The 13,839-nt window shown below is 75.0% G+C and carries 13 protein-coding genes; 8 read left to right on the top strand and 5 right to left on the bottom strand.

The genetic code is table 11. The features are described 5' to 3' along the window. Positions 1–96: 96 nt before the first annotated feature. From ACIBAI_RS18710 to ACIBAI_RS18695, 4 genes are all read left to right on the top strand, one after another. Entirely contained in the window at positions 97–987 is an 891-nt protein-coding gene (locus tag ACIBAI_RS18710) for a LysR family transcriptional regulator (protein ID WP_399035548.1), read from the top strand. 412 nt (positions 988–1,399) lie between these two features. Continuing rightward, positions 1,400–2,782 carry an FAD-binding oxidoreductase gene (locus tag ACIBAI_RS18705; protein WP_399035547.1) on the top strand — a complete coding sequence of 461 codons (1,383 nt, stop codon included), beginning with the start codon at positions 1,400–1,402 and terminating at the stop codon, positions 2,780–2,782. Between the two features lie 465 nt (positions 2,783–3,247). Next, positions 3,248–4,162 (top strand): HipA family kinase, encoded by a 915-nt coding sequence (locus ACIBAI_RS18700; protein WP_399035545.1) that lies wholly within the window; start codon positions 3,248–3,250, stop codon positions 4,160–4,162. Beyond that, entirely contained in the window at positions 4,159–4,455 is a 297-nt protein-coding gene (locus tag ACIBAI_RS18695) for a SelT/SelW/SelH family protein (RefSeq protein ID WP_399035543.1), read from the top strand. Before ACIBAI_RS18700 ends, ACIBAI_RS18695 begins: the two co-directional genes overlap by 4 nt. A gap of 3 nt (positions 4,456–4,458) precedes the next feature. On the opposite strand, the gene aceB is transcribed toward ACIBAI_RS18695, so the two are convergent. Both aceB and ACIBAI_RS18685 read right to left on the bottom strand, forming a co-directional pair. Beyond that, on the bottom strand, positions 4,459–6,084 hold the full coding sequence (gene aceB, locus ACIBAI_RS18690) for a malate synthase A (RefSeq protein ID WP_399035541.1): 1,626 nt from the start codon (positions 6,082–6,084) through the stop codon (positions 4,459–4,461). A gap of 206 nt (positions 6,085–6,290) precedes the next feature. After that, positions 6,291–6,890, bottom strand: a complete 600-nt coding sequence (locus tag ACIBAI_RS18685; protein ID WP_399035539.1) for an NTP transferase domain-containing protein — start codon at positions 6,888–6,890, stop codon at positions 6,291–6,293. 215 nt (positions 6,891–7,105) lie between these two features. Here ACIBAI_RS18685 and ACIBAI_RS18680 point away from each other — a divergent pair, with 215 nt between their 5' ends. Then, positions 7,106–7,393, top strand: a complete 288-nt coding sequence (locus ACIBAI_RS18680; RefSeq protein ID WP_399035537.1) for a DUF5955 family protein — start codon at positions 7,106–7,108, stop codon at positions 7,391–7,393. 86 nt (positions 7,394–7,479) lie between these two features. On the opposite strand, the gene ACIBAI_RS18675 is transcribed toward ACIBAI_RS18680, so the two are convergent. Beyond that, positions 7,480–8,280, bottom strand: coding sequence for an IclR family transcriptional regulator (locus tag ACIBAI_RS18675; RefSeq protein WP_399035535.1), 801 nt, complete (start codon positions 8,278–8,280; stop codon positions 7,480–7,482). Positions 8,281–8,551: 271 nt separating this feature from the next. On the opposite strand from ACIBAI_RS18675, the gene allB reads away from it, so the two are divergent. Both allB and alc read left to right on the top strand, forming a co-directional pair. Then, positions 8,552–9,892 carry an allantoinase AllB gene (gene allB, locus ACIBAI_RS18670; protein ID WP_399035534.1) on the top strand — a complete coding sequence of 447 codons (1,341 nt, stop codon included), beginning with the start codon at positions 8,552–8,554 and terminating at the stop codon, positions 9,890–9,892. Between the two features lie 46 nt (positions 9,893–9,938). Continuing rightward, positions 9,939–11,054, top strand: a complete 1,116-nt coding sequence (gene alc, locus ACIBAI_RS18665; RefSeq protein ID WP_399035532.1) for an allantoicase — start codon at positions 9,939–9,941, stop codon at positions 11,052–11,054. A gap of 54 nt (positions 11,055–11,108) precedes the next feature. Here alc and ACIBAI_RS18660 read toward each other — a convergent pair whose 3' ends face one another. Both ACIBAI_RS18660 and ACIBAI_RS18655 read right to left on the bottom strand, forming a co-directional pair. Continuing rightward, positions 11,109–11,885, bottom strand: a complete 777-nt coding sequence (locus tag ACIBAI_RS18660) for an SDR family oxidoreductase (protein ID WP_399035530.1) — start codon at positions 11,883–11,885, stop codon at positions 11,109–11,111. 287 nt (positions 11,886–12,172) lie between these two features. Then, positions 12,173–12,373 carry a hypothetical protein gene (locus ACIBAI_RS18655; protein ID WP_399035528.1) on the bottom strand — a complete coding sequence of 67 codons (201 nt, stop codon included), beginning with the start codon at positions 12,371–12,373 and terminating at the stop codon, positions 12,173–12,175. 171 nt (positions 12,374–12,544) lie between these two features. Between ACIBAI_RS18655 and ACIBAI_RS18650 the strand changes: the two genes are divergently transcribed. Beyond that, positions 12,545–13,810 carry a histidine kinase gene (locus ACIBAI_RS18650; protein ID WP_399035527.1) on the top strand — a complete coding sequence of 422 codons (1,266 nt, stop codon included), beginning with the start codon at positions 12,545–12,547 and terminating at the stop codon, positions 13,808–13,810. Positions 13,811–13,839 lie beyond the last annotated feature (29 nt).

Raw genomic sequence — 13,839 nt, 5'->3', positions numbered from 1 at the left:
GCCCGACCGGGCGTCACGCCCCTCGGCCCGCGCCCGGCTCGGTCACCGCGACCGAACACACGCTTATGGGAACAGGCGTTGCTGGCATCGTCGGTTATGGAGCTGCGTCAGCTTGAGTACTTCGTCGCCGTGGCCGAAGAGGCGAGCTTCACCAAGGCAGCCGCCGGGCTGTACGTGACTCAGCCCGGGGTGAGCGCGCAGATCCGGCGCCTGGAGCAGGAGCTGGGGCAGCAGCTGCTGGACCGCACGGGACGCACGGTCCAGCTGACGGAGGTGGGCGCCGCCGTCTTGTCCTACGCCCGCAGGGCGCTCGAAGGGGTCGCGGGAATGCGCCTCGTGGTCGACGATTTCACCGGGCTGATGCGGGGCCGCGTCTCCGTGGGGATGGTGCGCTCCTGCGCGTCGCTCGACCTCCCCCGACTGCTCGCCGACTTCCACAAGGACCACCCGGCGGTGGAGATCACCCTCGTCGAGGAGAACACGGACCGTCTGCTGGAGAACGTTCGAAGCGGCGCGCTCGACGCGGCGGTGGTCGCCCTGACGACGGTCACACCCCAGGGGATCGACCTCCACGTCGTCGCCGACGAGTCACTGGTCGTCGTGGTGAACCCCGGCGACCCGCTGGCCGAGCACGCCGCCGTCGCCGTCGACGCGCTCCGCGAACGGGCCCTGATCAGCCTCCCGCGCGGGACCGGTATGCGCGCCTGCCTGGACAACGCCTGTGCCGACGCGGGCTTCGAGCCCCGCGTCGCCTTCGAGGCGAGCGACCCCGACGTGCTCGCCCAGCTGGCGATGCGGGGCCTCGGCCCGGCCATCGTCCCGGAGTCGCTCGCCGCCGCGTACCCGGGGGAACTGCACGCTCTGACCGTGACCTGTCCGTGGTTCCGCGGCCGCATGGCGCTCGCCTGGCGGTCGGACGGCCCGGTCAGCCCGGCGGGCCGCGCGTTCGTCGCGCACGCGAGGGCCGCCCTGCCGGCTCCCGCATAACCGCGGCTTCCAGGAGCCAGAACGACCCGCTCTTGGACTTTCGACCCGGACTGCTCCAGAGTCGATCACACAGCTCGTGCCGGTGAGGCCCGCCGCTGCCGGGAGCGATCGGCTCCTCCGTCCACCGCGCTGACCGGGGGAACGGGGAAGCCGGGCGCGACGCCGCTCCGGCGGGGACCGGACGCGGCACCACCCGGGCGAAAGCGTCCGGCCCCGCTCCGCGAGGCGCCGGGCGACCGGTGACGGCGCACCCTGGCCGCCGACCCGGACACGGGCTGTCCCGGGCCACCGCTTCACGGGCGACGGGAACCGGATCCCGGAACCCGGACCCGGCGGTGTCCGGGACGAGACAGGACGAGACGGCCACGTGGTCCGGACGGCCCACTGGCCCGGCGACGACCACGAGGATTCCGTGAAGACGACCGAAGACGTGCGAAACGACATCCCGGAACTGGCGCGCAGGGTCCGCGGCCCGGTCCTTCTGCCGGACCAGGACGGCTACCAGGAGGAGACCAGCGGCTTCCAGGCCGGATACCGGCACGCGCCGGCGGTGGTCGTCGGCGCGGAGACGGCCGAGGACGTGCAGGCGGCGGTGCGCTTCGCCGCGGCCCGCGGCATGGCGGTGGCCGTCCAGTCCACCGGCCACGGCGTCACGGTGCGGGACGAGGGCGGTGTGCTGATCTCCACCAGGCGGATGCGGGACGTGGTGGTGGACCCCGGGACCCGGTCCGCGCGCGTCCAGGCCGGGGCCCGCTGGCAGCAGGTGGTCGAGGCCGCCGAGCCGCACGGACTGGTCCCGCCCAGCGGCTCCGCGGGACACGTGGGCGTGGCCGGCTACACCCTGGCGGGCGGCATGGGCCTGCTGGCCCGCCGGTTCGGTTACGCGGCCGACCACGTGCGGGCCCTCGACGTCGTCACCGCCGACGGCGAGCTGCGCCATGTGACGGCCGACAGCGACCCCGACCTGTTCTGGGCCCTGCGCGGCGGACGGGACAACTTCGGGGTGGTCACCAGCCTGGAGATCGCCCTGCAGCCCGTCGGGCGCATCTACGGAGGCGGGGTGTTCTTCGGCTTCGAACACGCCGAGAAGGTCCTCGCCTTCTTCCGGGAGTGGACGTCCCGGGCGCCGGAGACGATGACCTCCTCCGTGGGCATGATCGAATACCCGCCGATCCCGGCGTTCCCCGAGCCGCTGCGCGGCCGGCACGTGGTCCACGTCCGCTTCGCCACCACCGACCCGGAGAACGGCCCGGACCTCGTACGGCCGTGGCCGGAGGTCGCTCCCACGCTCCTGGAGCACCTCGGCGAACTGCCGTACAGCGAGTCGGGCTCCATCTACCGGGAGCCGGACTTCGCCCACTCCTACGACGGCAACAGCGTGCTGCTGAGCGAACTCCACCCGCGGGTGCTGGAGGCCGTCCGGGAACTTGCGGGGCCCGGCGCGCCGGTGCCGTGCATCGTGGACCTGCGCCACCTCGGCGGCGCGCTCTCCCGCCCGCCCGAGGTGCCGAACGCGGTGTCCTTCCGCGAGGCGCAGTACATCCTGCGGGTGCTGTCCGCGCCCGACGGCGTCGGACTGTCCGAGGTGCGGGCCGCGCACGAACGGATCGACGAGGCCGTCGAGCCGTGGACGATCGGACGGTCGCTGAACTTCGTGTACGGGATGCGGGCCGCCGGCGACTTCCGCTCCGAGCTCTACGAGGACGCCGTTCTGGCCAGGCTGTCCGCGCTGAAGGCGGTCTACGACCCGAACAACGTCTTCCGCCGCAACCAGAACATCGAACCGGCGGCCTGAGCGCCACCGCGCTCCCCGGCCCCCGCCGCGCGGAACGGGGACGGCCACGAGACCCCCGCCCGGGCCGCGGGAAGCATCTCGTGGCGTCCCCGCACCGCCGAGGAGCGCCCGCGCCGAGTGTCCCGGTCCTTCACCGCGCGCCCGGCGGCGCCGGGGGACGGCTGCCGCGTGCCGCGGCGCCCGTGCCCCGGCCATGCCGGAAGCGGGGGCCCGCGGCGACCCGGCCGCGGCGGGCCGGGCACTCCCCGCCGGCGGTCACCCTCGGTTACTATGCACACTTCATGTCGGAGGCCGAGAGCAGGACGGACGGCCACCGGCGGACTGCCGGGAGGACGGGGAGGTCCACATGCCGGTCGAACCCCCCGGAAGATCCTCCCCGGGGCTGACGAGGGGCGGTCCCCGCTGGTGCGCGCCTTTGGGGCCGAGCGGGGACTTCACGGCTGAAGAGGCGGGTGACCTGGAAAAATGCTGAGAGAGGTCCGTGCGACCCGCTACATCGAACCCCTGCACTCCGGCGGTTCCGTCCCCGGCGTCGTCGAGGCCGACGACCTGGGCACCTACGTCGTGAAGTTCACCGGCTCCGCACAGGGCCGCAAGGCGCTGGTCGCCGAGGTGATCGTCGGCGAGCTGGCCCGCGCCCTCGGACTGCGCTTCCCCGAGCTGGTCCTGGTGCACTTCGACCCGGCGATCGCCGGGCACGAACCGCACCAGGAGGTGCGCGACCTGCACACGGCCAGCGCGGGCGTCAATCTCGGCATGGACTATCTGCCGGGCGCCCGGGACTTCACCCCGAAGCTCGCGGAGGCCTTCCCGGTCGATCCGCTGGAGGCGGGCCGGATCGTCTGGCTGGACGCGCTGACCGCGAACGTCGACCGCACGGTGCACAGCTCCAACCTCATGGTCTGGCCCACGCTCGGTGTCGCGCCGCCGCGCCTGTGGCTGATCGACCACGGCGCCGCCCTGGTCTTCCACCACCGCTGGGACACCTCCGCCCCCGACAAGGCGTACGACTTCCGCCACCACGCCCTCGGCTCCTACGGGCCCGACGTGCGGGCCGCCGACGCCGAGCTCGCGCCGAAGGTGACCGAGGAGCTGCTGCGCCGGGTCACGGCCGCCGTGCCGGACGCCTGGCTGTCCGGCGAGCCCGGCTTCGGCACGCCCCGGGAGCTGCGGGAGGCGTACGTGGACTACCTGTACGCGCGCGTGCGGGCCTCGGCGGCGTGGCTGCCCACCGACTTCCCCACCCGGGAGGACCTGGCCGCCGAGGAGGCGCGCCGCGCGGAACGGACCCGGCGAGGCCGTCCGGACTGGCTCAAGCGGGTCCCCGACCTGCACGGCAAGCCGGCGGCGGAACAGGATTGGTCGGTGCACCTGGGATGACGGACACCCCTTCGGCGGAGAGCCGGCGCGTGCAGATCGAGTACTGCACGCAGTGCCGCTGGCTGCCGCGCGCCGCCTGGCTGGCGCAGGAGCTGCTGACGACGTTCGAGACCGAGCTGACGGAGCTGTCGCTGAAACCCGGCACGGGCGGCGTCTTCGTGGTGCGGGTGGACGACGAGGTGGTGTGGGACCGCCGGGAGCAGGGCTTCCCGGAGCCCACGGCGGTGAAGCGGGCCGTACGCGACCGGGTGGCCCCGGGCAGGTCCCTGGGCCACTCGGACAGCTCCGCGTGAGCCTCAGCCCGTGAGCTGCTCGTACGCCGGCAGGGTCAGGAAGTCGGCGTAGTCCTCGTCGAGGGCGACCTTCAGCAGCAGGTCGTGGGCCTGCCGCCAGGCGCCCGCCGCGAACGCGTCCTCGCCGATCCCGGCGCGGATGTCCGCCAGCTCCGCGGCGGCGATCTCGCGGACCAGGCCGGCGGTGACCCGCTCGCCGGTGTCCAGGACCACGCCGGCGTCGACCCACTGCCAGATCTGCGAGCGGGAGATCTCGGCGGTGGCCGCGTCCTCCATCAGGCCGAAGATGGCGACCGCTCCCCGGCCGCGCAGCCAGGCCTCGATGTAGCGGATGCCGACCTGCACGGCGTTGACCAGGCCCGCGTGGGTCGGCCTGGCGTCGAGGGAGTCGACGGCGATGAGGTCCTCGGCCCGGACGTCGACGTCCTCGCGGAGGCGGTCCTTCTGGTGCGGACGGTCGCCGAGCACCCGGTCGAAGGACTCCATCGCGATCGGCACCAGGTCGGGGTGGGCGACCCAGGAGCCGTCGAAGCCGTCGCCGGCCTCGCGGTCCTTGTCGGCGCGGACCTTCTCGAAGGCGGCCTGGTCGGCCTCCGGGTCCTTGCGGGACGGGATGAACGCGGCCATGCCGCCGATCGCGTGCGCGCCGCGCCGGTGGCAGGTGCGGACGAGGAGGTCGGTGTACGCCCGCATGAACGGGGCCGTCATCGTGACCGCGTTGCGGTCCGGCAGGACGAACCTCGGCCCGCCGTCCCGGAAGTTCTTGACCAGGGAGAACAGGTAGTCCCAGCGGCCGGCGTTCAGCCCGGAGGCGTGGTCGCGCAGCTCGTGGAGGATCTCCTCCATCTCGTACGCCGCCGTGATCGTCTCGATGAGGACGGTGGCGCGGACGCTGCCCTGCGGAACGCCCACGTGATCCTGGGCGAAGACGAAGACGTCGTTCCAGAGGCGGGCCTCCAGGTGCGACTCGATCTTCGGGAGGTAGAAGTACGGGCCCTTGCCGAGGCCGAGCAGGCGCCGGGCGTTGTGGAAGAAGTACAGGCCGAAGTCGACGAGGGCGCCGGGGACCGGGGCGCCGTCGCCGTCGACGAGGTGACGCTCGTCCAGGTGCCAGCCGCGCGGGCGCATGACGACCGTGGCGAGTTCCCCGTCCGGGCGCAGGGCGTAGGACCTGCCCGTGCGCTCGTCGGTGAAGTCGATGGTCCGGGTGTGGGCGTCGATCAGGTTGAGCTGGCCGAGGACGACGTTCCGCCAGGTCGGCGCCGAGGCGTCCTCGAAGTCGGCGAGCCAGACCTTCGCCCCCGAGTTGAGGGCGTTGATCGTCATCTTGCGGTCGGCGGGGCCGGTGATCTCGACCCGGCGGTCCTCCAGCGCCTTCGGGGCGGGCGCCACGCGCCAGGTGGGGTCCTGCCGGATGTGCGCGGTCTCCGGCAGGAAGTCGAGCGTGGCGGTGCGGGCGATCTCGGCGCGGCGCTCGGCGCGGCGGGCGAGCAGCGCGTCACGCCGGGGCGTGAACCTGCGGTGCAGCTCCGCCACGAAGGCGAGCGCCGCGTCGGTGAGGACCTCCTCCTGCCGGGGCAGGGGCCCGGCGTCGACGATGGTCAGCGGGGACGGCGCTGGCGCGGACATGAGCGGTCACTTCCTTCGGGGAGCGTGGCGCCGGGTGCCGGTCCTCCGGGCGCCTCTCGGATGTCTTCCCGGACAGGGCGGGCGGCGACCGAGCGGTGAGCGGGCGCTTCTGGAAAATGGATAGTAATTTCCTCATGGCGGAAGTTCAATGATCTGTTGAGCCGGATCCCCCGCATCGACGCGGGCGGCGCCCGGTGCCGCTTCCCTCACTCCAGGCGGCCGAGATCGGCCTCGGTGTCGATGTCGTACGGCCGCGCCACGTCCCCGCACTCGACGAGCGCGATCGCCTCCGCGTGCTCCCGCAGATAGGCGCGCGCCCCCCGGTCGCCGGTCGCGGTCGCGGCGACGCCGGCCCAGTGGGCCGCGCCGAGCAGGACGGGGTGGCCGCGCACGCCGTCGTACGCGGCCGAGGCCAGGGACGTCTCGTCCCGGTACGCCGCGAGCACCCGGGCCATCGCCGCCGCCCCGATGCCGGGCTGGTCGACGAGCGAGACCAGCGCGGCCCGCGCCCCCGTCCCGGCGAGCGAGGCCAGCCCGGCCCGCAGCGACGTCCCCATGCCCCGCTCCCAGTCGGGGTTGTCCACCAGCACGCAGCCGCCGAGCGCCGCCCGCTCGCGCACGGTGTCGGCGCGCGCCCCCAGCACGACGTGCACGCGGGCGCAGCCGGCCGCGCGCAGGACGTCGGCCGCGTGCTCGACGAGGGGGCGTCCCCGGTGGGCGAGCAGCGCCTTGGGCCGCCCGCCGAGCCGCCGCCCGCCCCCCGCCGCGAGGAGCAGCCCGGCGACCCGGTCATCGTTGTCCGTCATGCGTCCTGCATACCCGACGCGCCGGCGGGCGCCGGATTTCCGGGGCTGAATTTCGGTCCCGACGGTGGCGCGCCCCGCGTGCGGTGGCGTTTACTACCCGCGTCCCCCGGCGCACGTTCCGTGCCGAAGGGGGCGCTCGGCGCGGCCACGATGAAGGGGCGCACAACGGCGTGCGGAGGGGGAGAGCTGTGTTGCGGAGCGTGGGACAGCGGCCGGTGACCGGCAGCGACGGGGACCCGAGGGTGGTGGAACTGCGGACCGCGGTGTCCCGGCTGCGCCGGGAACTCGCCGCGCATCCGGCCGAGTTCACCGATCGCGCCATCGCCGAGGACGAACTCGCCGCCCTCGCGGCGATGGTGACCCGAGGTGTCGTGGAGGTGCCGCGGCTGCGCCGCTCGCTGCTGCTGATCGCCGGTGCGATCGGCTCGGTGAGCGCCTTGTCGCGCGGGGTGTCGGAGGTCCGGCGCGCGGTGGAGCTGTTCGGCGAGCCGCCGCGGGACTGAGGCCGGGCGTCCCGAGGCCGGGGCGCGCCCGCCGGCCGGGGCCCAGGAGGCGCGGAGGCGGGGACCGGGCGTCCGGGGTCAGGGGCTCAGGGCGTCGGCCCGCCGGAGCTCAGCAGCGTCTGCGACAGGTCCGCCGCGACCTGCCGCAGCACCGGCACGATCTTCTCCGTGGCCGCCTCCGTGACCCGGCCGGCCGGGCCGGAGACGGACAGGGCCGCCGCGGTGGGGGAGCCGGGCACGGGGACGGCCAGGCAGCGGACGCCGATCTCCTGCTCGTTGTCGTCGATCGCGTAGCCCTGCCGGCGCACGTCGCGGAGCGCCGCGAGGAAGCCCTCCGGCGTGGTGATCGTCTTCTCCGTGGCGGCGGGCATCCCGGTGCGGGCGAGCAGGGCGCGCACCTCCTCGTCCGGGAAGGCCGCGAGCAGGGCCTTGCCGACCCCCGTGGAGTGCGGCAGCACGCGCCGGCCGACCTCGGTGAACATCCGCATCGAGTGCTTCGAGGGGACCTGCGCCACGTACACGACCTCGTCCCCGTCGAGCAGTGCCATGTTCGCCGTCTCGCCGGTCTCCTCGACCAGGCGGGCCAGGTGCGGGCGCGCCCAGGCGCCCAGCAGCCGGGACGCGGACTCGCCGAGCCGGATCAGGCGCGGGCCGAGGGCGTAGCGGCGGTTGGCCTGCTGGCGTACGTACCCGCAGGCCACCAGGGTGCGCATCAGGCGGTGGATGGTGGGCAGCGGCAGCCCGCTGCTCGCGGACAGCTCGCTCAGGCCGACCTCGCCGCCCGCGTCCGCCATCCGTTCGAGCAGGTCGAAGGCGCGCTCCAGGGACTGGACGCCGCCGCTGGCGGACCTGGCGGAGCCGGTGGTGCTGGCGCTGGACGTCGGCACGGCACGTTCCTTTCGGGGCTGGCGGGAGGCAGAAGCCTACCCGGCGGCCGGTCGGCGCCCCGCTTGCGCGAAGCCGTTTTCCATTGTTGAGAATTCTAGTTCCGCTTCGTGAAAACCCCCAGGACGGGGGCGGCTGAACGCACGGGGAGGCGGCGCGCCCTTGACGGGGCGGGGGCGGGAGTGAAGACTCCTTCAACAGAACGTTGAATTCCGTTACGTGGGTGTAAATCCCGTTACGGCGAGGTGACGACGGCGGCAGGGAGAGGTCCGGGTGTCCGACGCTGAACTGGTGCTGCGCTCGACGCGCGTCATCACCCCCGAGGGGACGCGCGCCGCCTCCGTCGCGGTGTCCGGCGGAACCATCACGGGCGTCCTGCCGTACGACGCCCCCGTCCCGCGGGGGGCCCGCCTGGAGGACGCCGGCGACCACGTCGTCCTGCCCGGCCTGGTCGACACCCACGTGCACGTCAACGACCCCGGCCGCACCGAGTGGGAGGGCTTCTGGACCGCCACGCGCGCGGCGGCGGCCGGCGGCATCACCACCCTCGTCGACATGCCGCTCAACTCCCTTCCGCCGACCACCACGGTCGAGAACCTGCGCGTCAAGCAGAAGGCGGCCGCCGGCAGGGCGCACGTCGACGTCGGCTTCTGGGGCGGCGCCCTGCCCGGCAACACCGGGGACCTGCGCCCGCTGCACGAAGCCGGCGTCCTCGGCTTCAAGGCCTTCCTGTCGCCGTCGGGCGTGGACGAGTTCCCGCACCTGGACCGGGAGCAGCTGGTCCGGGCCATGGCCGGGATCGCCGCGTTCGACGGCCTGCTCGTCGTGCACGCCGAGGACCCGCAGCGCCTCGCCGCCGCCCCCCGGCCCGGCGGCCCGGAGTACGCCCGCTTCCTGGCCAGCCGTCCGCGCGACGCCGAGAACGCCGCCGTCGCCCACCTCGTCGCCCAGGCGAAGCGCCTGCGGGCGCGCGTGCACGTGCTGCACCTGTCCTCCGGCGACGCGCTGCCGCTGCTCGCCGAGGCCAGGGCCGAGGGCGTGCGCGTCACCGTGGAGACCTGCCCGCACTACCTCACCCTGACCGCCGAGGAAGTCCCCGACGGGGCCAGCGAGTTCAAGTGCTGTCCGCCCATCCGGGAGGCCGCCAACCGGGACCTGCTGTGGCGGGCGCTGGCCGACGGCACCATCGACTGCGTGGTCACCGACCACTCGCCGTCCACGGCCGACCTCAAGACCGACGACTTCGCCACCGCCTGGGGCGGCATCTCCGGCCTCCAGCTGAGCCTGGCGGCCGTGTGGACCGAGGCGCGCGGGCGCGGCCACTCGCTGGAGGACGTCGCCCGCTGGATGTCGGCGCACCCGGCACGGCTGGTGGGGCTCGACGGGCGCAAGGGCGCCATCGCGCCCGGCCGCGACGCCGACTTCGCGGTCCTCGACCCCGACGCGGCGTTCACCGTCGATCCGGCGGCCCTCCAGCACCGCAACCGCGTCACCGCCTACGCCGGCCGGACCCTCACCGGCGTCGTCCGGTCCACCTGGCTGCGCGGACAGCGCATCGCCGCGGACGGCGAGTTCACCGGGCCGAGGGGCCGCCTGCTCACCCGCGCCCGCTGACCCCGTTCCCCACCGGCCGGCTCCCGAAAGGCAGGACCAGACCACCGTGACGGCGATCGAGCGCTTCACCGGCGACGCGAACCCCTACGGCGGCGGCGACCCGTACGCGGACTACCGCACCGCCGACCTCCCCTTCACCCACCTCGTCGACCTCGCCGACCGCGAGCTCGGCGCCGGTGTCGTCGCCGCCGGCGACGAGTTCTTCGCCCCGCGGGAGAACCTGCTGCTGCCCGGACGCGCCGAGTTCGACCCGGAGCGCTTCGGACCCAAGGGCAAGATCATGGACGGCTGGGAGACCCGGCGCCGCCGCGGCGCCTCGGCCGACCACCCCTGGCCCGCGGCCGACGACCACGACTGGGCGCTGATCCGCCTGGGCGCGCCGGGGATCGTCCGGGGCGTCGTCGTCGACACCGCCCACTTCCGCGGCAACCACCCGCGGGCGGTGTCCGTCGAGGGCGCCGCGGTGCCGGGCACCCCGTCGCCGGAGGAACTGCTCGCGGCCGACGTGCGGTGGACGACCCTCGTCCCGCGCACGCCGGTGGGCGGCCACGCGGCGAACGGCTTCGCGGTGTCCCTGGAGCAGCGCTTCACCCACCTGCGCCTCAACCAGCACCCCGACGGCGGCATCGCCCGCCTGCGGGTGTACGGCGAGGTGGTCCCCGACCCGCGGTGGCTGGCGGCGCTCGGCACCTTCGACGTCGTCGCCCTGGAGAACGGCGGCCGGGTGGAGGACGCCTCCGACTTCTTCTACTCGCCCGCCGCCCACACCATCCGGCCGGGCCGCTCCCGGCGGATGGACGACGGCTGGGAGACCCGGCGCCGCCGCGACCGGGGCCACGACTGGATCCGCTACCGGCTGGCCGCACAGGCGCGGATCCGCGCGATCGGGATCGACACGGCGTACCTGAAGGGCAACGCCGCCGGCTGGGCCTCGGTGTCCGTCCGGGACGGCGAGGACGGCGACTGGACGGAGATCCTGCCCCGCACCCGTCTCCAGCCCGACACCGACCACCGCTTCGTCCTGCCGGCCCAGGCCGTCGGCACGCACGCGCGCCTGGACGTGTTCCCGGACGGGGGCGTCTCCCGGCTGCGCCTGTTCGGCTCCCTCACGCAGGAGGGCGCGCACCGGCTGGCCGCCCGCCACCGGGAAGCGGGCGGCTGAGCCCTCGGCCCGCGGGGCGCCCCGGCCGTACGGCGCCGGCGCGCCCCGCCCGCCTCACGCCGCGTGACCGCCGTCCACGGCGAACTCCGCGCCCGTCACGTACGCCGCTGCGGCCAGGTGGGCCACCGTCGACGCCACCTCCTCGGCCGTCCCGAAGCGGCCCAGCGCGGTCATGGCCGCCTGACCGGCCGCGTACGGGCCGTCCGCCGGGTTCATGTCGGTGTCGACGGGGCCCGGGTGGACGATGTTCGCGGTGATCCCGCGCGGGCCCAGCTCCCTGGCCAGGGCCTTCGTCAGGCCGATCAGCGCCGCCTTGCTCATCGCGTACAGCGTCCCGCCGGGGCCGGGCACGCGCCGGGCCAGGCAGCTGCCGACGGTGACGATCCGGCCCCCGTCCGTCATCCGGGCCGCCGCCGCCCGGCAGGCCAGGTAGACGCCCCGCACGTTCACCGCGAGGACCCGGTCGACGTCGGCGTCGGACAGGGTCTCCAGAGGGCCCAGCACACCCACGCCCGCGTTGTTCACCAGCACGTCGAGCCCGCCCAGCGCGTCAGCCGCGCGTTCCACGGCCCCGGCCGCCTCCGCGGCGTCCCCCGCGTCCGCGCGCAGCGCCACCGCCCGCCGCCCCAGCGCCTCGACGGCCCGTACGACGTCCTCGGCCGCCTCCGCGGCGCTGACGTAGGTGAGGGCGACGTCCGCGCCCTCCCGGGCGAGCCGCAGGGCCGTCGCCGCGCCGATGCCGCGGCTCCCGCCGGTCACGAGGGCCGCCTTGCCGTGCAGGGCCCCGGGGGCCGTTTCCTGGGAAACCGGAGAAGTTCCTTGAGAAGTCATGCGTCCATCCCACCCGCCGCCGCGCCCGAGTACCGGCGGTGAACGGACGTCGACCTCGGCCCGCCGGGCGCCCCGCCCCCGCCCGCCCCGCCGGGAGCGCCGATGAGGCGCGGACGCCGACGGGGTCCGAACCGGTCCCGGACCGATGACGGCGGACCTCACCCGGGCCCGGAGGAGGGCGTCCCCCGAGTCCGTCCGTACCGCCTTCGTCGCCCCCGACGACGTGTACCGGCGCCGGGCGGTCCTCGGGAGGACGTGCGCGACGGCTTCGGGCAGGGCGGCGCCGCTCAGCCGGACCCCCGGCCCTCGGCGGCGGCGCACAGGGCGAAGCCCAGCACCAGCAGGGCGACGCTCGCATAGACCTCGTAGCCGTCGAGCACGCCGAGCCGCTGCGCGAGGCCCCAGTCCCAGCCGGTGAACTCGTGCACCAGGCCGGCCACGCCCTGCAGCAGAGTGACGAATCCGAGAAACTCCAGCACCCGCTTCACGGCAGGAGCCTCGCCCCGCGAGCCCTCCGCGCGCATCGGCCGCGGGGCGAGCCGTGTCCGGCGGAAGTCGCCCGTCCCGCAGCGGCCAACGCGTCGAAAGTCTCCCGGGCGTACGACTTCGGTCGACGATCCGCCGCGGGCGGCGGTGGCGCGGGCCGCGGCTGCGTAGATTTGCCGACCGTGAGGGGTGACGATCCGGTACTCGAGCCGCCGGCCTTCCCGGCGCGACGCTGGCTGCTGCCGTCGGCGGTGGCCGAGGAACCCGGTGCCGACGGGAGAGGAACCGGACGGCGCGGGCCCCGGCGGACCGTGCGCGACTGGGCCGTCGACTTCTCCTGCTTCGCCCTGGCCGTGCTCGTCGGCCTGCTGGCCGCCGACACCCTGGAGAAGGAGCCGGACCTCCCGTACGCCCTGGAGGTCCTCGACCAGTGCGCCGGCGCGCTCTCCTGCGCGGGGGTCTGGCTGCGCCGCCGCCGGCCGGTCGGGTTCGCGGTGGCGATGGTGCCCGTCGGCCTCCTGTCGAACACCGTGGGCGGCGCGGCCCTGGTCTCCCTGTTCACGCTCGCCGTGCACCGGCCCTTCCGGTACGTGGCCTGCGTGGGCGGTGCCTCCGTCGCCACGGTCCCGGTCTTCTTCCGGCTGCGCCCCGACCCGGAACTCCGGTATCCCGAGTCGGTCGTCCTCACCGTGTCGCTGATCGCCGCGGCGGTCGGCTGGGGCATGTTCACCCGGTCCAAGCGGCAGCTCATGCTGAGCCTGCGCGACCGCGCCCGGCGCGCCGAGACGGAGGCGCGGCTGCGGGCCGAGCAGGCGCAGCGGCTCGCCCGGGAGGCCATCGCCCGGGAGATGCACGACGTGCTGGCCCACCGGCTGACGCTGCTGAGCGTGCACGCCGGGGCGCTGGAGTTCCGGCCGGACGCGTCCCGCGAGGAGGTGGCGCGGGCGGCGGGCGTCATCCGCGAGAGCGCGCACGAGGCGCTGCAGGACCTGCGGGAGATCATCGGCGTGCTGCGGGCGGCCGACGGCCCCGACGGCGCCGGCCGCCCCCAGCCGACCCTCGCGGCGCTGGACACGCTGGTCGCCGAATGCCGTGCGGCCGGCATGAAGGTCACCCTCGCGGGCGGCGTCGCCGACCCCGCCGCCGTCCCCGCCTCCGCCGGCCGCACCGCTTACCGGATCGTCCAGGAGGGCCTGACCAACGCCCGCAAGCACGCCCCCGGCACGGAGGTCACGGTGTCCGTCACCGGCGCCCCGGGCGACGGCCTCGCCGTCCGCGTGCGCAACGCACCGCCCGGGGCCGCGGCGGCGCACGTCCCCGGCTCCGGGCAAGGCCTGATCGGCCTGACCGAGCGCGCCGCCCTGGCCGGCGGCCGGCTGGAACACGGCCCCGCGGCGGACGGCGGGTTCGAGGTGCGGGCGTGGCTGCCGTGGAGGTGAGGACCGTGACGGGAGCGGCTGCCGCGGGG

It is taken from the genome of Streptomyces sp. NPDC051041 (assembly GCF_044456065.1).
Lineage (GTDB): Bacteria > Actinomycetota > Actinomycetes > Streptomycetales > Streptomycetaceae > Streptomyces > Streptomyces glaucus.
This window is presented reverse-complemented; position numbering and strand designations above follow the sequence as displayed.